At 63.3% G+C, this 17968-nt stretch carries 16 protein-coding genes; 6 read left to right on the top strand and 10 right to left on the bottom strand.

Features of this window, described 5'->3' with window-relative positions:
* Window positions 1–394: 394 nt before the first annotated feature.
* Entirely contained in the window at window positions 395–1441 is a 1047-nt protein-coding gene (locus FQV39_RS15035; RefSeq protein ID WP_149131032.1) for an IS110 family RNA-guided transposase, read from the bottom strand.
* Window positions 1442–1668: 227 nt separating this feature from the next.
* Window positions 1669–2424, bottom strand: coding sequence for an IclR family transcriptional regulator (locus tag FQV39_RS15030; RefSeq protein WP_187639938.1), 756 nt, complete (start codon window positions 2422–2424; stop codon window positions 1669–1671).
* A gap of 104 nt (window positions 2425–2528) precedes the next feature.
* Here FQV39_RS15030 and FQV39_RS15025 point away from each other — a divergent pair, with 104 nt between their 5' ends.
* The 4 genes from FQV39_RS15025 to FQV39_RS15010 all read left to right on the top strand — a co-directional run bounded on the left by FQV39_RS15025 (window position 2529) and on the right by FQV39_RS15010 (window position 6611).
* Window positions 2529–4229, top strand: coding sequence for a thiamine pyrophosphate-binding protein (locus FQV39_RS15025; RefSeq protein WP_149131030.1), 1701 nt, complete (start codon window positions 2529–2531; stop codon window positions 4227–4229).
* A 64-nt stretch (window positions 4230–4293) separates the two neighbouring features.
* Window positions 4294–5106, top strand: coding sequence for a transporter substrate-binding domain-containing protein (locus tag FQV39_RS15020; protein ID WP_149131029.1), 813 nt, complete (start codon window positions 4294–4296; stop codon window positions 5104–5106).
* Between the two features lie 69 nt (window positions 5107–5175).
* Window positions 5176–5844: an amino acid ABC transporter permease gene (locus FQV39_RS15015; protein ID WP_149131028.1), complete on the top strand. Its 669-nt coding sequence runs from the start codon at window positions 5176–5178 to the stop codon at window positions 5842–5844.
* Entirely contained in the window at window positions 5829–6611 is a 783-nt protein-coding gene (locus FQV39_RS15010; protein WP_149131027.1) for an amino acid ABC transporter ATP-binding protein, read from the top strand. Before FQV39_RS15015 ends, FQV39_RS15010 begins: the two co-directional genes overlap by 16 nt.
* Before the next feature lie 95 nt (window positions 6612–6706).
* On the opposite strand, the gene FQV39_RS15005 is transcribed toward FQV39_RS15010, so the two are convergent.
* The 4 genes from FQV39_RS15005 to FQV39_RS14990 all read right to left on the bottom strand — a co-directional run bounded on the left by FQV39_RS15005 (window position 6707) and on the right by FQV39_RS14990 (window position 11342).
* Window positions 6707–7750: an AI-2E family transporter gene (locus FQV39_RS15005; protein WP_149131026.1), complete on the bottom strand. Its 1044-nt coding sequence runs from the start codon at window positions 7748–7750 to the stop codon at window positions 6707–6709.
* Between the two features lie 111 nt (window positions 7751–7861).
* A complete protein-coding gene (locus FQV39_RS15000; RefSeq protein WP_149131025.1) occupies window positions 7862–8686 on the bottom strand; it encodes an LssY C-terminal domain-containing protein in 825 nt (274 codons plus the stop codon).
* Between the two features lie 570 nt (window positions 8687–9256).
* Window positions 9257–9754 carry a hypothetical protein gene (locus tag FQV39_RS14995; RefSeq protein WP_149131024.1) on the bottom strand — a complete coding sequence of 166 codons (498 nt, stop codon included), beginning with the start codon at window positions 9752–9754 and terminating at the stop codon, window positions 9257–9259.
* 748 nt (window positions 9755–10502) lie between these two features.
* Window positions 10503–11342, bottom strand: coding sequence for a hypothetical protein (locus FQV39_RS14990; protein ID WP_149131023.1), 840 nt, complete (start codon window positions 11340–11342; stop codon window positions 10503–10505).
* Window positions 11343–11738: 396 nt separating this feature from the next.
* Here FQV39_RS14990 and FQV39_RS14985 point away from each other — a divergent pair, with 396 nt between their 5' ends.
* Both FQV39_RS14985 and FQV39_RS14980 read left to right on the top strand, forming a co-directional pair.
* Window positions 11739–12053 (top strand): hypothetical protein, encoded by a 315-nt coding sequence (locus FQV39_RS14985; protein WP_149131022.1) that lies wholly within the window; start codon window positions 11739–11741, stop codon window positions 12051–12053.
* A gap of 42 nt (window positions 12054–12095) precedes the next feature.
* The gene (locus FQV39_RS14980; RefSeq protein ID WP_149131021.1) at window positions 12096–12752 is read left to right on the top strand and encodes a MarC family protein; all 657 of its coding nucleotides are present in this window, start codon (window positions 12096–12098) and stop codon (window positions 12750–12752) included.
* Between the two features lie 817 nt (window positions 12753–13569).
* On the opposite strand, the gene FQV39_RS33725 is transcribed toward FQV39_RS14980, so the two are convergent.
* From FQV39_RS33725 to FQV39_RS14960, 4 genes are all read right to left on the bottom strand, one after another.
* Entirely contained in the window at window positions 13570–13671 is a 102-nt protein-coding gene (locus FQV39_RS33725; RefSeq protein WP_187639937.1) for a winged helix-turn-helix domain-containing protein, read from the bottom strand.
* A gap of 240 nt (window positions 13672–13911) precedes the next feature.
* Entirely contained in the window at window positions 13912–14958 is a 1047-nt protein-coding gene (locus FQV39_RS14970; RefSeq protein WP_149131020.1) for an adenylate/guanylate cyclase domain-containing protein, read from the bottom strand.
* A complete protein-coding gene (locus FQV39_RS14965; RefSeq protein ID WP_149131019.1) occupies window positions 14955–15332 on the bottom strand; it encodes a response regulator in 378 nt (125 codons plus the stop codon). The genes FQV39_RS14970 and FQV39_RS14965 overlap by 4 nt, the downstream gene beginning before the upstream one ends.
* A complete protein-coding gene (locus FQV39_RS14960; protein WP_187639936.1) occupies window positions 15329–17866 on the bottom strand; it encodes a response regulator in 2538 nt (845 codons plus the stop codon). The genes FQV39_RS14965 and FQV39_RS14960 overlap by 4 nt, the downstream gene beginning before the upstream one ends.
* Between the last annotated feature and the right edge of the window lie 102 nt (window positions 17867–17968).

Here is a 17968-nt window from a genome sequence, read left to right as displayed (position 1 = left end):
GCGACTATGTCCCACTTCGGTCGAGAGCTGCCAGCCGACCCGTCAGTGCGTAATGTCCACTTCTCTATCGCGGTTTAAGTCAAGAGGCGGCACCGATCGACCGCCGGTTGTGCCAGCGGTGACGACGGCAGTGCGGATCGCGTCCAGCTGCGGTCGGTTCCTCCTCGGGGGCATTTCGGTGTGAGGTCGCCGCACGGGGTCGCGCTTCTCTCCGGGGTCGGCGCAGTGGCCGCCCCATGATGGGGTAAGAGGATGAGGCGGACCAATCTTTCGGGCGCTCTTGCCGCCGTCGCGCGGCAGAGGCTGCGGACATTACGATCTCGTCTCACACCGTCCCCGTGAGGACCTCTTCCTGCCGTGGCAGAACCTGTCGCTGCTCCTGTGCGGGGCGGGGTCAGGCCGCCTCAACGGTGGCTGCCGGGTCGCGCCCCCAGCGGAAGTCGGAGCCGTCGACCCACATGCGATGCAGGATCACCGCCAGTCGCCTGGCGACGGCCACGATGGCGCGCCGCATGCCGCGCCGCTGCGCGACCCGCGTGCCCCATGCTTTGAGCCAGGACCAGTGCCGGCTCTGCGTAAGCAGCGTCTGGGCGGCCTCGTACAGCATCGTCCGCAGCATGGTGTCGCCGGACTTGGAGATGCCGCCATCATAGTCGCTCTCGCCGGACTGGTGGCGTCGAGGTGTCAGACCAACGTGCGCGCCGACCGCCCTGGAGTGAACAAAGCGCTGCGGCTGATCGACCGTCGCCCGATAGGTGAGCGCCACGACCGCCCCGACGCCAGGCGCGGTCATCAGCCGCCGGCACACGGGATCCTGGCGAACCACTTCGAGCAGCATTTTGTGCATCCGCGCGAACTCCTGGCGCAGGACGCGCCGGACGGTGAGCAGCGGCTCCACGATCGCCGACAGACTGGACATGCCCGCCACCAGGTCGCGGACGCGAGCCTCGAACCCGGCCGTGCTGACCACGCCGACCTTGAGGCCGAAGTTGCGCAGCGTGCCGCGCAGGTCGAACTCGATGTCGAGCATCTTGCGCTGCAGGAGTTTCCGGCTGGTCAGCAGCATCCGCTTCTCCTGGCTCGCCAGCGTCTTGACGTGGACCGGTTTGAACAGGCCGACGCGCATCATCTGCGCGATGCCACGAGCGTCGTGACGGTCCGACTTGTTGACCTGTCGCGCCTTCAGGAGCGAGTTCAGGTGCCGCGTCTCGACGCAGATCACCGGCAGGCCTGCTGCCGCCAAGCCATTCACCAGCCACTGCGAGAGCGGACCGGCCTCTATCCCGATCCGGCCATAGTCGCCACTGATGGACGTGAGCAGCCCGACGAGATCGTCCGGCTCGGTCGCAACCTTCTGCTCGCACACAACCTTGCCGGCTTCGTCGACGACGCACACCGCCGTCTCCTGCACCGACACGTCCAGACCTACGAAATGCGCCATCGCCGTCGCTCCTTCGCTCGCTGCCGAGGTCAGGTCCGACCTCTCCGGCACCGTATGTGAAGGGCCGCGCACTCCCGCTCCCAGATCGCGCGCAGCCACCGCGATACGTCATCTCTCGGGCAGCTTCCCAATGTCTGCAACTGGCGCTCGACTGCTCTCCAGCCAATAGAAGCTCGATGTGTCGATATCCGCGTTTCAACCTGTGAGGTTTCTCGCGGATCGATAACTTAGCGTGTCCACCGGGCATCACCAATGCGGGCGCCGAAATGGCGGCCAAAAGCAAGCAGCGCATCAACGATCACCTGATCGTTGCCGTCAGACAGGGCGAAGAGCGGATAGGAGACGCTGACGGCGATCGACGTGCCCTTGTGCTTCTCCGTGAGGGCGATCGAGATTGCCTTGACGCCGTCGAAGAGCTCCTGATTGGAGATGGCGTAGCCACGCAGCCGCGTCAGGGCCAGCTCGCGGAGCAATTCGTCGACCGAGTGGAGCGTCTGCTTGGTGGTCGCAGCCAGGGAGCCTTCGAACAGGCCGCGAATCTCCGCGTCGGGCTTAAGCGAGAGCAGCGCCTTGCCCATCGCCGCGGCATGCGCCGGCAGCCGGTGCCCGGGCTCGACCGCGAACTGGATCGGCTGCGAGCCGCGCACCGTCTTGAGCACGACGACCTCCGCTCCGGAGAGCACCCCCAACCAGACCGTGTGCTGCGTCTCGCGCGCGAGAGCTTCCATTTCCTTCTGCGCCTGCTCGACGATGTCGAACTTGCGATGGAAGCCCGCGGCAAGCTGGACGGCGAGAATTCCTGCGCCATAACGCTGGGTTAGCGGGTCCTGCTCGATCAGGCCGCCACCTGCCAGCGAAGCGAGCAAACGTGACGCCGTGCTGCGGTTCACCTTGAGGTGACGACTGACATCGCCGACCCGCAGCTCGCCACCGGATTCAACCATGAGCTGCAACGCGCTGACGGCCTTCTCGATCGATTTCATCCCGCCTCGCATTGCGGCTTGACGCGGCGGCAAAGCGCCGCCACGATGAATAAACAACATGTTGCATAATACGCAACAAAATCAAAACGTCAAGGGAGAAGACGATGCGAGGAACCGGCGGTGCGCTGCTCTATGCGACCTTGAAGAGCTATGGGGTGAAGTGCCTGTTCGGGATGGAGGACCCGATCCACGTCTTCCACGCGGTCGATCGATCCTTCACCCGCATCGTCACCGTGCGCGACGAGAAGCATGCGGCGATCATGGCGCATGGCTATGCGCAGGTGACCGGCCGTCCCGGCATCTGCGCGGCGACCTTCGGCCCCGGCGCGACCAACCTGATCACCGGCCTCCTCGAGGCGCAGCGCTCTTCCGTGCCGGTGATCGCGCTGGTGCAGGACCATGCGCTGCGGCTCAAGAACAAGCATGCCAGCAGCGCGCTCGATCACGCGGTGGCGCTCGGCCCCTATGTCAAGGAAGTCATTCGCATCGACATGCCCGAGCAGGCGGGCGATGCGGTGCGCAAGGCATTCCGGATCGCGACGACGGGGCGCCCCGGCCCGGTCGTGCTGCTCTGCCCGGGCGATGTGATGGCGGCCGAGGCTGAGGCCGAGACCTGGGCGGATCCGGCCTATACCCATTTTCCGGCCAACCGTGTCCGGGCGAGCCGGGAGTCGATCGCCGGTGCCGCCCAATTGCTGGCGGGCGCGCGCCGGCCGCTGCTGATCGCCGGTGGCGGCTCGATCATTTCGGGCGCCGAGGAGGAGATCCGCATCCTGGCGGAGCTCTTCGACATGCCGGTCGCGACGACCATGACCGGGCGCGGCGCCATCCCCGACGGCCACCCTCTCGCCGCCGGCCCGCTCGGCTCGACTACGGGCGGGCGCTATGGCCGCGGCCGGATCTCGAACACACTGTTCGCCGAGGCTGACGTCGTCTTCGTGCTCGGCTCGCGCACCGGGCAGATCTGCTACAGCGACTGGTCGCTGCCCAAGCCCGGCACCAAGCTGATCCATCTCGACATCGACCCGGCCGAGATCGGCCGCAACTTCTCGACCGACATCGCCATGGTCGGCGACGTCCGCGACACGCTGCGCGACCTGCTCGCCCATTGCGCCGAGGATGGGCTGGCGCGCACTGACGCGGCGGGCCGCGAGCGCCTGCATGCGCTGACCCGCGACTGGCGCGAGGGATTCCGGCCTGCCGCCACCTCCGGCCGGATGCCGATCCGGCCCGAGCGCCTGCTCGCCGAGATCTCGGCGCGTGCGGACGAGAAGACCCTGATCGTCACCGATGCGAGCTATGTCACCGGCTGGGCGATGAGCCATATCGACGTGCCGAAGGCCGGCCGCTTCATCCTCTCGCCGCGCGGCACCGGCGGCATCGGCTGGAGCCTGCCGGCGGCGATCGGCGCCAAGCTTGCCGATCCCTCGCTCAGGATCGTTTGCGTCACCGGCGACGGCGCCTTCGGTTACGTCTTCAACGAGCTCGAGACCGCCGCGCGTTACGGCGTCGAGGTCCTGGTCGTCGTCTTTAACAACGGAACGCTCGGCTTCCAGCGCCATTGGGAGCAGAAGGTGATGGGTCGCTATCTCGAATGCGACTTCCTCGACATCGACTTCGCCGATCTCGGCCGCGTGCTGAAATGCGAGGGCGAGCGCATCACCGACCCCGCGGGGATCGCTGCCGGCCTCGCCCGCGGACAAGCGGCGAATGGACCCTATGTGCTCGATGTCGTGATCGACCCGGACGCCACGGCGCCGATCGTCGGCTTCGAGAGCATCCTCACCACCGACGCCGTTCACTGAGGTCGCGCTCGCACAGCATCAATGGGCTGCCGGAGAGACAGCCTGAAGCAGGGAGGGGAACAGCATGTTGAAACGCCTCGTAGCCATGACGATGGTCGCCGCCTTCGCCGCGGTCACGGCGCTCTCGGCCTCGGCCGCCAAGGCCGGGCCGACGCTGGACCGGATCATCAAGGAGAAGAAGATGGTCGTGGGCGTCGCGCCTTGGAACCGCTTCGTCCTGCTCAATCCGAAAACCAACGAATACGAGGGCTTCATCGCCGACGACATTCGCAATTTCGAGCAGATGACCGGGATCAAGGTCCAACTGGTCAACACGACCTGGAGCGGGCTGGTCGCGGGACTTCAGGCCGGGCAATGGGACGTAGTGATGAGCGGCCTCGGCGCCACGCCCGAGCGCGCCACCGCCGTCGCCTTCACCGATCCGATCGGCTACCTGTCCTCGACCGCGATGGTGCGCGCAGACAGCCCGGTGCAGAGCTCCGAAGACCTCGACAAGCCCGGCAATGTCGTCTCGGTCGTCACCGGTACGGCCGCCCAGCAATTCGCTCAGCGGACCTTCAAGAACGCCAAGGTGAACCCGCTCTCCGACACCGCGGCCGCGGTGCTGGAAGTCATGCAGGGGCGGTCGACCGCCTATATCGGCGATTCCGTCTCGAACGCGATGCGCGCGGAGGAGCGCCCGACCGAGCTGCGCAATGTCAGGTTCGCGGCCGACAAGACCGAGTGGACGAGCATGAATCACGCCGTCCGCTACTCCGATCTCGACCTCGTGGTGTTCCTCAACACCTATGTCCGGGCGATGCAGCTGCGCGGCTGGTACCGCAGCCTCGCCGAGAAGTGGAAGTTGCCGTCCGAACTCGCGACCGGGCCGCGCTGACCTCACCCCGGGGACGCGTCGCGTTCGGCGGCGCGTCCCTCTTCGCCTGCATTCTGGCCAGGTCGGGACATGAATTACACTTTCCAGTTCGGCGTTCTCAGCGATTACGGGCCGTATCTCGCCGGCGGCCTCTGGCATGCCTGGTGGACGAGCTTTCCGGCAATCCTGTTCTCGACCCTGCTCGGTGTCGTACTGGCCGCGATGAGCATGTCTCGCCGCAGGCTGGTGCGCAGCGCTTCCGTCATCTTCGTTGATCTGTTCCGCACGCTGCCCGTGGTGGTCCTGCTGATCTGGATCCACTATGTGCTGCCGATCCTGACCGGCACTTCGCTGTCGCCGACGGCGAGCTCGATCATCGCGCTCTCGCTCAACGGCGCGGCGCTTGCCTGCGAGGCTTTCCGAGGCGGACTCGAGGCGATCCCGCAGACGCAGGTGCAGGCGGCGCAGTCGCTCGGCTTCTCGTGCTGGAAGGTGATGCGCTACATCACCCTTCCGCAGGCCTTCTTCGCCACCTTGCCCTCGCTGACCAACGTCCACATCACCGTGATCAAGAACGTGACCGTGACCGTGCTGATCGCGGTGCCCGAGGTGATGTTCCGTGCGCAGGAGCTGACGGTGCAGTTCTTCCGCCCCCTCGAATTCTACACCGGCGCAGCACTGCTCTATGTCGCGCTGATCTGGGGCTACACCATCCTGATGCGGATGATCGAAAGGCTGCAGAAATGGCAACCGATCTGAGGGCGACGGCCGCCATGCCTGCCGCGCGTGACTTCATTCACATCCAGGACGTCCATAAATCCTATGGCGAGGTGAAGGTCCTCAACGGGATCTCGCTCGATGTCGCCGAGGGCGAGGTGCTGGTGCTGTGCGGGCCGAGCGGCTGCGGCAAGAGCACGCTGCTGCGCTGCATCAACGGGCTGGAGACGATCAATGCCGGCGCCATCACGGTCGGCGGCCGCAATGTCACGACCGCAACGTCGGAAGAACTGCAGTCGATCCGACTCTCGACCGGCTTCGTCTTCCAGAACTTCAACCTGTTTCCGCATATGACGGCGCTGCAGAACATCACGATCGCGCCGATGAAGATCCTGCGCCAATCTGCACGGGAGGCCAGTGACGAGGGCCGCCGGCTCCTCGAACGCGTGGGGATGGCCGACAAGGCCGATTCCTACCCGTTCCAGCTATCCGGCGGTCAGCGCCAGCGCGTCGCGATCGCCCGTGCGCTGGCGATGAAGCCGACGCTGATGCTGTTCGACGAGCCGACCTCGGCGCTCGATCCCGAGATGCGCGAGGAGGTGCTGCAGGTGATCCGCAAGGTTCATCACGACCACGGCATGACCATGGTCGTGGTCACGCACGAGATCGGCTTCGCCAAGAGCGTCGCCAGCCGCGCCATGCTGCTCGATGCCGGCGAGATCGTCGAGGAGGCGCCGGCCCGCAGCTTCTTTGCCAATCCGAGCCAGGAACGCACGCGCCGCTTCCTGCAAGCGATCGTCAACGACTAGCCAAACCAGCCTGGCGCGAGGGACAACCTCATCTCCGGAACGTCCTCTTCTTGGCGACAAGGCAAAAATGCGGCTTTGGCTTCGCGCTTATGAGGCTACGACCTAACCAGAGACCGCCGCCTCGCAAACCGCAGGATCACGCCCAGCGATGCCGCGAGAGGTATCGCCAACAACACGCCGATGAAGCCGAACAGCCATCCAAAAGCGAACAGCGCAAACATCATCCAGACCGGGTTGAGGTTGACGCGGCGACCGATGAAGCGCGGCGACAGCACATAATCGGCAAGCATTTCTCCGACGACGAAGATGCCCCCCACCACGGCGACAGGTGCCCAATTCGGCCAGAATTGGGCCATTGCAACACAGGCCGCAACTAAGAACCCGGTGGCGGCCCCGAAATAGGGAACAAAACTGATGAGGCCTGCGGTCATTCCTATCAAAATGGCATGGTTGAGCCCTGTCATTTTCAGAGCTGTCGCATAAAGCACGGCAAGAACGAGACAGATGACGACCTGCCCACGCACGAAGCCAGCGACCGTATCGTGGATTTCACGCCCAAGCGCCCGCATATCGTCGCGGTATGTCGGGGGGAACCAGCCATCGACCGTAGCAATCATTCTTTGCCAGTCAATTGCGAGATAGACGGCGATGATCGGCGTGACGACGATGAGCGAAAGAAGGGAAATCAAGGCCAGTCCGCTCGACCACAACGAGCGAAGGAAGCCATCGAGCCAGTTGCTGCCCATCGTCTTCGCGATTTCGGCGGTGGATTGCTCGATGTGGAGTTCGTCGCCCATGACACTGTGCAGCCAGGGGCGGCTTGCATCGCTCATGAGCGACTGGAGTCTTGTGACGTAGGCGGGGAACTCCTCAACGAAAAATCTGAGCTCGCCAATAATGGCCGGCAGTATCACGAGCAGAAAGGCGATAAGAGCCGCGACCAGCGGAAGGAAGACGGCCAGAGCCGCTAGGGAACGGTTCATCCCGAGCCGCTCCAGCCTGTCGACCACCGGAACGAGCAGGTACGCAAGCAACGTACCGACCACGAACGGCAGCAGGATTTGGCGCAACAGCACCAACGTAACCAACGCGAGCGCAGAGACCGCGAGCCAGAACGTCGCTGGTCGTGTAATTCTCATCGGCCTTCGTCGCACATGCGGTTTCGAGCTCGACTGCCGGCTTCGGTGCCCACCGATTCCCAGCGCGGATCCACGAATCCGAGCGAGAGTAGCGGTCGTACAGATCCTTGTTCAATTTTCTATCAGGCTGGCGAAGGCGATCTCGCCATCGGTAATGTAGTGGTTAACCTTTCCGGTCTGCAACCGTGATCCGGATTGGTGCAATGCGACCTCCCCGATCACCCGCTTTGCCTTTAACTGGGTGATGACGTAGTTGCGTTCCGCATTCGTGTCTGAATCGGTCGCATGGGTCACTTGGAGCGTTAGTCGGGCCAGTGATAGGCCGGTGTCTCTGGTGCCCGCCCCAACCCAAAGTACGCGCTGATCGGTCGACGGTTTATCCGTGTTCAACCAGAATCTCGCCGCTGCCATATCGTCCTCCGAGTGGGCGAGGCTCAACGCCCAGAAACGGACGTGATGGCGCTTGCGCGGGCTGTTGTTGATGGGCTCTTGGAAACCTATGTCCTGCCTCCGTCCAAAGAGATAGAGGGAGCTGAAAGGAGCTGTGGGATACGGAGAGTTGAGTAAAAACGCGCGTATCATTCGCCACGAACTCGCGATTCCCAAACGATCCGCTGTTGACCAACCCGCCGTTGCAAACGCATCGCAGAGTTGTTGAAGGGTGCCGATGAGGACGAGGTTTACCGGATCGCCGGGCAAGCCATCTCCGGTGATCGTGTATCTAGGGATAAGTTTCCGGTGAAGAACCTTCAGCCCCATTCGGACCACGGTTGGCAAAATGACATAGGCTGCCAGCCCGTAAGTGAGGCTTACTGCTAGGATCCATGGAAGTCGGTGGTCCGCCGTATCGAATACGACGAAGACGATCAGCCAGACGCTGAATGCGCCCAGGCAGAAAATGAGCAATCTCTGGAATAGGCGCGCAAGCAATCGCAAAATTCTTTGTCCTGTCTGGCAGGAGATGAGCTCGTCGCAGCTCTGTCTGTTCGTATGCAGGTTTCACCGTCCAGCCTGGCATTAGGCCTCGGATCCGACGCCCGTTCAACGGGTAAAGGCGACCGAGGCCACGCGACGCGCCCCTGCTTGTGTCACCCGTTGCGGATGACTGGTGACGTGAGCCCCTGATCCTCCCCCAGACTTGGGTAGTGCCCGCCATTCAAGAAGACGGACGACGCCCCTCAGCAACATGACGCCCGCCGAGTTCGCACTCAAATCCGGCCTGGAAAAACAGGCCGCCTAAGGCCAGAAATGAAACCCAGGAGTCTCCCTCAGACCGGACGAGGATCAGGCTCTCGGGTCACGAGTTAGGGATTGTCGCGCAAACCCCACAGGAACGGTCGCTCGACGCCCCACAACGCCGGATAGGGTTGCCGGGCTACGGCGAGCGTCAAATCCTGGAACGCCCGTTCCAGTCAGTTCGTAATCAAGCTGACGAACTGGAGACCGTCAATTCCGGCCGCCATTGATTGTTCTGTGTCGCTCCTGTTTTGGGGGAAGCCGGATCGTTCATGGCTGCGCCGCCAGCACCTTGCCTATCGCCTGCGCCACCCAGTCCTGGGGGGACAGTCCCGCCGCCCGCGCTTTGGCATTGACCGCGTCGACGACGTCCGGCCTGAGCGGCACATCGAGGAAGATGCGCTCGGCGCTTTCGATTGCGTAGACGGCGCGCGTGGCCTTCAGGCTAAAGCTCTGCATCCGGGCAGTCTTCTGTGCGTCGTTCAGCATCATGTCCTTTGCCACCAGCGGACAATAGGCGCCGATTAAACTGTCGACGATCATTGTATTGCTCAGCCCCTGCTCGCGCAGCTTGTCGACCGTGGCATTGAGGGAAGCCGGATGGTCGAGCTGGTCCGAAACCGGCAGCATTGAGACTATATCCTGTGCCCCGGCTGGGATATCGGCGCTGGGCCGCCAGCCGCACTCGAAACCGCTAGCAAAGGCGGTCGGACTGATCAGGGTCGCCGACAGGGACAGCGTGGCCAGCAGACGCGACACAGTTCGCATGACCTTCCTCCTCAAAGGGTTTGATCTAGCTCGTGCTGTTTCCTCGACGGGTGGCGCTTCTCGCAAAAGGTCAGATCGTTCTGTTCCTAAATAAACTGAGATGCGGCTTCACCTTCCTGTGATGGATTGATCCGGGGGAGTGCAGTACCCGCCAGAGTGATTGACGCTCCAAGTGGAAAAAGGCGGCCTGAAATCTCGGTCGTTGCTACCCCGGGGGCCTCACCCGCCGAAAGTCCCATTCTCCGGCAGCATATCGCGCCTTGGCGCGGAGACCCAAGGGCTAACCCGATTGTCGCGATGGGAAAAGGGAACCTGCTCCACGGGCTAGTATCCTGCCCTGGTAGGCTGACCCATTATCGCGCGCCTCTGACATTGCCTTGGCCTCCGCGCCCGAGTCCAGGGTGCACCGCCGGATCTCGCAATGAGAGCAATGGGAGAGGCGGCGAGATCTGCGGTCTCCGCGTCGACAGCTCGCCGACGCACTGCACCGTGCATCGCCTGCTGCCGATCATTAGCCCTCTTCGATTGACTGACTGCCCCCCAACGAAGACACCAACATGACCCTTGGTGGTGTGCAGATCGATGGATGGGATGTCGTCACTTTCGTCATCGGCCATTTGGCCCGGCACCTCCTGCGTTAGGTCGAAGAGCGCTGCCAGACGCATCTTGGACGGCCGGAGGCCACCCGCGCCCCGACCAAATTCGGCGCGCGACCCAGAACGGGAGGCGATCTCGCTTGTTCGCGGTGCTATTTCGGGAACAGGAACTGGAGCTGGGCTCTGAGCTGCCAGTCGGCGCCGCCGCTGGGCTTTGCGACGTTATAATAGGCTGCGAGCTGCGCGTTAACAGGCTGTTTGCCGATCTTGAATACGCGCCCAAAACCGCCTCCGATCGGCACCGTCCAGCGGTCGCCATGGCCGGCCTCCCAGTTGGCGGTGATGATCGGAGACGACGTCAAATACCAGCCTCCGTGGAAATTGTAGTTCACGAAGGGCTGCAGCGTCATCGCATTGACCGCGCTGCGGTTGCTCTTGCCGGCGAAGGACCAGACGTTGTTGACGAGGATGCCGACCACCCAGGGGCCTTCGATAGCCAGGGCGACGAAGGCCGGCCCGGCCGAGTACTTGCCGGCCGTGAGGGTCTTGTCGGTGCCGGTCGGGAACACGAAGGTCGGACCGATGCCCCAGATGATGCCGTGCGTCGGCTGTTTGGGCGAGAAGAAGAAGCTCGGGTTGATGTCGCCGAGGCCGAACTCGCGCTCGCCAGTCACCGTCAGGGCCGGTTGCGCGATCACCGGCGTGATCCAGCGCGTGATCAGGTTCCAGTCCTTGTTGAGCGTGATCGGGATCACGGGCTGGATATTGAGGACGTTCTGCAGTTGCTTGTGTGGGCCGACGTTGAAGTTGAAGTTGTTCTGGAAAGGCACGCTGATCATGTCGGCAACGGGGTTCTGCGCCGCCTTGGCCAGATCGTCGGTGCTTTTCTCGCGCTCCTCCTGTGCAATGGCGAAGGAGCTTGCCAAGCCAATTGAGATGGCGAGCGCGAGCCTCAGTCCCAACCGCCCGCAGCCTGTGCGTCGTCCAGTCATGATGCGCTCCGCCTGAAGTCCAGACTGCCAGAAAACAGTGGAACAGAGTTCCCTTTGGCGCGCCAGATTAAGGGCTGCTCACTATGCGCAAATCTAAATCTGTGTTGCTTTCAGGATACATGCAGCGAAGGTCGCGGCGAGTCTCCGCTGTACCTGCGCCAGTATTCGGTGCGTTGAGGCTGCGATCCTGTTCGAAGCAAATCCGGGCGACGACGAATGTGCCGGTAATTTTCTCACGAAGCCGACACGAATTCGTCGGATCATTCTTGCCACGGGCCGTGTAAAAGCAGCAAATCCAGGTCCATGCCGGCAAGGCGAGTGATTTCGACGTCGAATTCGGGCAGACCGGATAAGTAAATATGTCACACCCATCGCTGCTTTGCGGTGGGAAGCAAGTTGCGCATTGAGCGGGAGCAGTGTTCGGCGGATGCTGGTCGTGGAATTCGCAGCATGAATCGCAAAAATGGGGATTGCGATGACACTCAGCCACGCGAAGGCCTGCGGCTTCACCTTGTCGATAATCCTCGGGCTCGGCGCCGCCCGCGCCGATCTCTCTTCGATGCGGGCGCGACCGTCGACGTCGGCGACCTCAGCTTCGGGCGCAACGTGGCGATCGCCCGCTCCGGCTCGGTGGACTGGATCGACGGCTTTGCTGGCGCGCGCATGCGGATCGGCCTCGCGCCCGGGCGCCGATCGGAAGCGGCCTCCTGACAATACAGGCTGCGCGTACACGCAACCGGAGGGGAGATGCGGATGAGAAGCGAGCTTTCTCTCTTCGTGGGCACTTTCACGACCTTGCTTGCCATCATCAATCCGTTCGAGGTCCTGCCTGTCTTCCTCAAGCTATTGTCCGGTAAGGATAGCGCAACGCACCGCACGGTTGCCCTGAAAGCCTCTGTCTATGCGCTATTGCTTTGCTTCTTCTTCTTCATTTTCGGAACGCTTCTGCTTCGGATTTTCGGTGTCCCACTCAGCATGGTGCGGGTCGTCGGCGGCATCATCCTGATGAAAATCGGCTTCGAGCTGTTCATGCCCAGGAAATCGGGCGACGATCTGGGCCTCTCGGACGCCGACACCGACGAGGCGAATATCGCTTTCGTGCCGCTGGCAATGCCGATCATGTTCGGTCCCGGCGGCATCGCCACGATCATCGGGATGACTGCGACGATCAAGGATTCATCCAAGGAGATCCTCTCGTTCATCGCCATATCAGCGGCAATCGTCGCGACGATGTTCACGACCTATCTCTGCTTGCTCTATGCCGAGAAGCTTACGCAAAGAATCGGCCCGATGGGGATCGATGCTATCACGCGCATTGTCGGGTTCTTTGTTTCCGCGATCGGGGGCGGCCTGATATTTGACGGCGTGGTCGAAGCCCTGCAAATGCATGGCATGACCAATTTGCACTGAGCGTCGCCTCCATCGGCGAAGCGAGCCGAGCTCATTGGGCGCGATCGCGGGACCTGTGCAATCAGGGCCTGTCCCAGCCTATACCAGCCTAAGGATTCTTGTTCGCAATCGCGAGTTCGCTGACGCCATCGACGTCATGATTCTGCAGCGCGGCCAGCAGCCCTTCGTCCGACAAAACCAGCCGGTGCGAATGCTTCCAGCCCTGATGTGAGACCTCGACCAGTCGCTCGTCTTCTGGCTCTGATCAACGAGTCCTCAGCCCGGCCGCGACCCTAAAAAAGGGGGCGCGCGCGGTTACCCGCAGCGTGTGAGAGGAGCCACACGCGCGCTGAGATTTGGTGCAATCCATGTGTTCGGTGCGTCGAGATCAGCCTGGACGGGTTGCCTGACGATTTGCCAATCCCGGATATCTGCCTGCGCTATCGCTGCTCCATCCGGCACGTCGGAGCGCACCGAGCGCTCGAAACAAATCTTACCGTCATGGTCGATGATGCAGACCGCCACCGCGCAGCGACACATCCAGCGCAGCGTAGAACATCTCGTCTCCCTTCGTCTCGGACCTGCCGAGATCCTAATGGGAGCTTGGCCCCTCGCGGGTCCGCCCGATTACGTATGCTGTTGGCGCAACACAGCCGTGAGCATTTGCCGGACCCAAATGACCGCCTTGGGGGTTGTTTGCTGAAGTTCGCGGGGCACCTCTCGGATGTCCGGATCGCGCCCTAAACGGACGCGCAAAGGTACGCATGAGCTTCTCGGAGGCGGACGTACGCGACCGATCGACTCCACTCCCTCGGCAAGCGCACCGATGCGTCGGCGCCTATCCGATAGTGCGCAGTTCCCGGCTCATCGTCTGCTCGCTCACGGATATGGCGAACTCCTCCCAGACCCATTGCACCAGGTCGATGATCCGCCAGCGCACGACCCCGTGGCTGACAGGAATGGGGCCACTCTCCACGATGGCCGCAAGCGCCGCAGTCCCGGACGATCTGGACCGTCACGCCGCCGATCTTTGCCGCCAAACCTATCACAAAACAGCGTTTTTGGATGTTCGGTTGGATCACTGAAGCCCATTGATGAGGGTGAGGGCCGGTGAGGGAGCGAGCCTCCGTCGTGGATCACTATTGAGCCTCCCATCCACAGCGCAGTTCAGACGAAACACTTAATCGGGAAGCGCAATACGATAGACTTCCAAATCGCCCTTGCCCTTGATCGGAACCAGTCCCAACGGTTCACCCTTCACACGAGCGTCGACCTGCTTCCAGGCGGCGGCGCTCATGTGGATGCCGGCGCTTGTGCCGTAGCTGGCGAGGCGGGCGGCGACATTCACGGTGTCACCCCAGATATCGAAGCTGAACTTCTGCCGGCCGACGACGCCGGCAACCACGGGGCCGATATGAATGCCGACCCGCACATCCCAAGGTGTCGGCAGCCGACGCGCCGCGCCGATGGTAGCTGCCGCGCACCCGATGCTCGCCATCACGGGATCTGGATTGGGTAGCAGTAGCCCAGCGGTGGCGAGCAGCCCGTCGCCAAGGGTCTTGATCTTCTCGAGGCCGTACTCCGCCGCGACGTCCTCGAATGTCGAGGCAAGCAGGTGAAGATTCGCCACGACCGCCTCAGGCGCGAGCAGATCGCAGAGCGCGGTAAAGCCGACGACGTCCGCGAAGACAACCACGACATCATCATATCGGCGCGGCGTCACGGTCTGCGAACTCTCGAGTTCGGCCACCGCCTGTGCCGGGAGGATGGCGTGCAGAAGGTCTTCGGCGCGGCGCCGCTGCCGCTCGATCTCAGCGATGTAGCTTAGTTCCCGATCGTGCAGCCGCTTCTTCTCCAGGCAAGCGCCGATCCGAGCCTTTAGCAGCACCGGGTTGAAGGGCTTGGGCAGGTAATCCTCGGCGCCAAGTTCAATGCAGCGGACAACGCTCTCGATCTCCGACAGCGCCGAGATCATCAGGATGGGGATATCGCGGGTTCCCGGATCCGCCTTGAGCCGCTCCAGTACTTCATACCCATTGACCTCAGGCATCATGATGTCGAGGAGAACGAGGTCGAACCGCTCGTTCGCGATCCTGTCCAGGGCCTCGCGCCCATTCTCGGCCATAACCAGATCGGCCCATCCCTCGCGCCGCAGCCGCCGGGCCAGCGTATACCGGTTGTCCTCGTTGTCGTCGACGACCAGGATGCGCACATCGCCGCTGATCATGGATCGCTCCGACACCGCAGAAGCGCCCGGATCTTCGTCAGGAGGCTCTCGAGGACGACCGGCTTGGCATCGTAGTCGTCGCAGCCGGCGGCGAGCGCCCGCTCCCGGTCGCCAGCCATCGCATGTGCCGACAACGCGATGATCGGGATGGAACACGTGTCAGGCGCATGCTTCAGCAGGCGCGATGCCTCCCAGCCATCGAGGCGTGGCAGGCTGAGATCCATCAGGATCAGGTCTGGCTTCTCGGCGCGGGCCATCGCGACGCCCTGCTCACCGTCGGACGCAACGCTGATTTCGAACCCGTGTTTCCGCAGGCGACGAGACAGCATGTACACGTTGTCCTCATTGTCCTCGACGTACAGGATCCTGCTCATGCCCGTTCCCGTTCGTTTCCGCTGACGGGCCGCAGGCGGTCAGCAATGGCCTCCCGCAGTGTGGCAAGAAGCTCCTCCCGTCCGCCGGCGCTCTTGCGCAGAATCCGCCTGACGCCGCCGCTGAGGCGACGATGCCCCTCCGCATCGAGGTCGGCGGCGGTGAGCACAATCACGGGCAAACGGCGCGTCTCCTCGTGTCGACGAATCTCGTCGACGAACTCAAAGCCATCCATCTCGGGCATCATCAGGTCGAGAAGGACGACGTCCGGGTGCGCCTTGGCCAACCGATCGAGCGCCACACGCCCATTCTCGGCCTCGGCCACTTCCCACCCGTCTTCGCGCAGGATGCGTGAGAGCCGCGCGCGCGTATGGTCGTCGTCCTCGACGATCAGGACCCGCCGGCTGGCAAGGCCGGGGTGGCAGGAGACAAGCGCTCTCCTCAGGCGGTCCCGGTCAACCGGCTTGGTCAGATAGGCCGCGGCGCCGAGGGCATAGCCCCGATTCTCCTCGTCAACGATGGTGACCATGAGGACGGGAATGTCGCCGAGGTCGTCGTCGCGCTTGAGCTCCTGCAGGACGCTCCAGCCATCGAGCCCCGGCATCAGCACGTCGAGGGTGATCAGCGAGGGCTTGACCTGCCGGGCAAGTTCGATCCCCGCCCGGCCGTCCTCGGCCGTCACCACATCGAAGCCGTCACGAACGAGGATTCGCCGTAAGAGGTCCCGCGTCGTCTCCTCGTCATCAATCACCAGCGCGCGTCGGCTCTGCCCGATGGGCCTATTCGGGGGCGGAGCCGGAGCCATGGTCCCGGTCAAATTGCCCGCCACTGCGGGCAACGTCACGGTGAAGGTGCTGCCGACGCCCGCGGTACTTGTCACTGCGATGTCGCCGCCCATCAGACGACACAGCCGGCGACTGATGGCGAGGCCGAGCCCAGTTCCCCCGTATTTCCGCGTCGTCGAACTATCCGCTTGGCTGAATTCCTCGAAGAGCTTGCGGACCTGCTCGTCGGTCATCCCGATGCCGGTGTCCTGCACGGCGATCATGAGCCGGTCTCCGGCCGGTCCGGCCACTCGGCCCGCCCGTAGGATCACGGTTCCGCGATTGGTGAACTTGCAGGCGTTGCTCAGGAGGTTGAGCACCACTTGACGGAGGCGGATGGGATCGGCCCGGGCCGTCCCGAGATCTCGTTCAACTTCGACGACGAGCTGATTGCCGTTCCGGGAGGCGAGAGCCTCGGTGGTGTGCGAGATGTCGGCCATCAACGCTGCGAGATCGATTTCCTCAGGATGAAGCTCGAATTTGCCAGCCTCGATCTTTGCGAGATCGAGGATCTCGTTGATCAGGGCTAGGAGATGCGTGCCGGCGTGGTGGATCCGGTCGAGCGGCTCGACCAGGGAGGCGTCGCCGTCCTCTTCGGCCTCCTCCTTCAGCATCTCGGTGATGCCTATGATCGCATTCAGGGGCGTCCTGAGCTCATGACTCATGTTGGTGAGGAATTGGCTCTTCGCCCGCGTGGCGTCCATGGCCTGATCGCGGGCGAGCTCCAGTTGCGCCGCGTGGCGTTTGATCGCGGTGATGTCGGTGTAGACGGCGACAGTCCCGCCACCGGCGATCCGGCGTTCGCTCACCTGGATCCAGCGGTCGCCGGCGCGATGCTGGATCTCGGCGCCGAGCGGATTGCGGTGACGCACCAGCCTCTCCGTGACCCAGGCTTCGACCCGCCCCTTGGCTTCCTCGATGAGGCCGAGCTCCGCGGCGCGCCGAATCACGTCCTCGAAGGTCGTCCCGGGGACCATGGCGATATCGGTTTCCGGATAGAGGAGGTCCTGATAGCGGCTGTTGTACAGAACAAGGCGATCCTGTTCGTCGTAAAACGCGAATCCTTCATTGATGCTCTCGATGGCGTCGATCAGATGCTGCCGGGCGTTGGCAACCTCGCGCAAATTCTTCTCCTCAATCTCAATCGCAGTGTCCCGGAACACCGCGAGCGCCTTCGCCATGCGTCCGATCTCGTCCGCACTGTCGGAGGGCAAAGGGGCCCGCAGGTTGCCACCGGCAATGGCCATCATGCTGTCGCTCAGGGCCCTCAGTCGTGCGACGAGATTGCGGTCGACGTAGAGCCAGACGATGAGGAGCGAGCTCAGGAGGCTCAGCGCGACGACGCCGAGGAGCACGCCGCGACCGATGCGCTGCGCCGCGAGCGCCTCCCCTCCAGCCTCTCGGATGTCGCGACCGGCAGCGGTGACGAGTGCGTCGACGGCGGCGGTCAGCCGCGCCGACAACTCCGTGTTTTCGGACAGGAGCCGCTCGGCCTCCCCGACCAGGCCGAGTTCGGTCCCACGCGTGTCGAGGATACTGTCCGGACCCTCGATCAACTTTGCGAAGTCGGCGACACGCTGCTCGAAACGGGAGCGCAGGCGTGGGTCCGTCATTCCGGCGGCGATCTCTTGCAACGCCGCCAGCGAGCGCTTCAGCGGAAAGGCCAAGACCGGGAGATCCGCCGGGCTTTCTGCCGCAGCGACCTTGAGCAAGCCATCGTTGATCGCCGCGAATTCGAGTTGCGCCTTCTGCATCGGCAGGTTCGCTGCGATCTCCTGCGCGAAGTCCGCCGGCGGCGGCCCGTCGCCTGAGGC

This window comes from Bosea sp. F3-2 (assembly GCF_008253865.1).
Taxonomy (GTDB): domain Bacteria; phylum Pseudomonadota; class Alphaproteobacteria; order Rhizobiales; family Beijerinckiaceae; genus Allobosea.
The sequence above is the reverse complement of the archived record's forward strand: the minus strand, read 5'-3'. Positions and strand labels throughout refer to the sequence as shown.

What these genes read in the sequence shown, in the direction of transcription:
- FQV39_RS14980 (WP_149131021.1), top strand. Translation starts at nt 12,096, where the DNA reads ATGAGAAGCGAGCTTTCTCTCTTCGTGGGCACTTTCACGACCTTGCTT.
- FQV39_RS14990 (WP_149131023.1), bottom strand. Translation starts at nt 11,342, where the DNA reads ATGACTGGACGACGCACAGGCTGCGGGCGGTTGGGACTGAGGCTCGCG.
- FQV39_RS15015 (WP_149131028.1), top strand. Translation starts at nt 5,176, where the DNA reads ATGAATTACACTTTCCAGTTCGGCGTTCTCAGCGATTACGGGCCGTAT.
- FQV39_RS15010 (WP_149131027.1), top strand. Translation starts at nt 5,829, where the DNA reads ATGGCAACCGATCTGAGGGCGACGGCCGCCATGCCTGCCGCGCGTGAC.
- FQV39_RS15020 (WP_149131029.1), top strand. Translation starts at nt 4,294, where the DNA reads ATGTTGAAACGCCTCGTAGCCATGACGATGGTCGCCGCCTTCGCCGCG.
- FQV39_RS15035 (WP_149131032.1), bottom strand. Translation starts at nt 1,441, where the DNA reads ATGGCGCATTTCGTAGGTCTGGACGTGTCGGTGCAGGAGACGGCGGTG.
- FQV39_RS14995 (WP_149131024.1), bottom strand. Translation starts at nt 9,754, where the DNA reads ATGCGAACTGTGTCGCGTCTGCTGGCCACGCTGTCCCTGTCGGCGACC.
- FQV39_RS14970 (WP_149131020.1), bottom strand. Translation starts at nt 14,958, where the DNA reads ATGATCAGCGGCGATGTGCGCATCCTGGTCGTCGACGACAACGAGGAC.
- FQV39_RS15025 (WP_149131030.1), top strand. Translation starts at nt 2,529, where the DNA reads ATGCGAGGAACCGGCGGTGCGCTGCTCTATGCGACCTTGAAGAGCTAT.
- FQV39_RS15030 (WP_187639938.1), bottom strand. Translation starts at nt 2,424, where the DNA reads ATGAAATCGATCGAGAAGGCCGTCAGCGCGTTGCAGCTCATGGTTGAA.
- FQV39_RS15005 (WP_149131026.1), bottom strand. Translation starts at nt 7,750, where the DNA reads ATGAGAATTACACGACCAGCGACGTTCTGGCTCGCGGTCTCTGCGCTC.
- FQV39_RS14965 (WP_149131019.1), bottom strand. Translation starts at nt 15,332, where the DNA reads ATGAGCAGGATCCTGTACGTCGAGGACAATGAGGACAACGTGTACATG.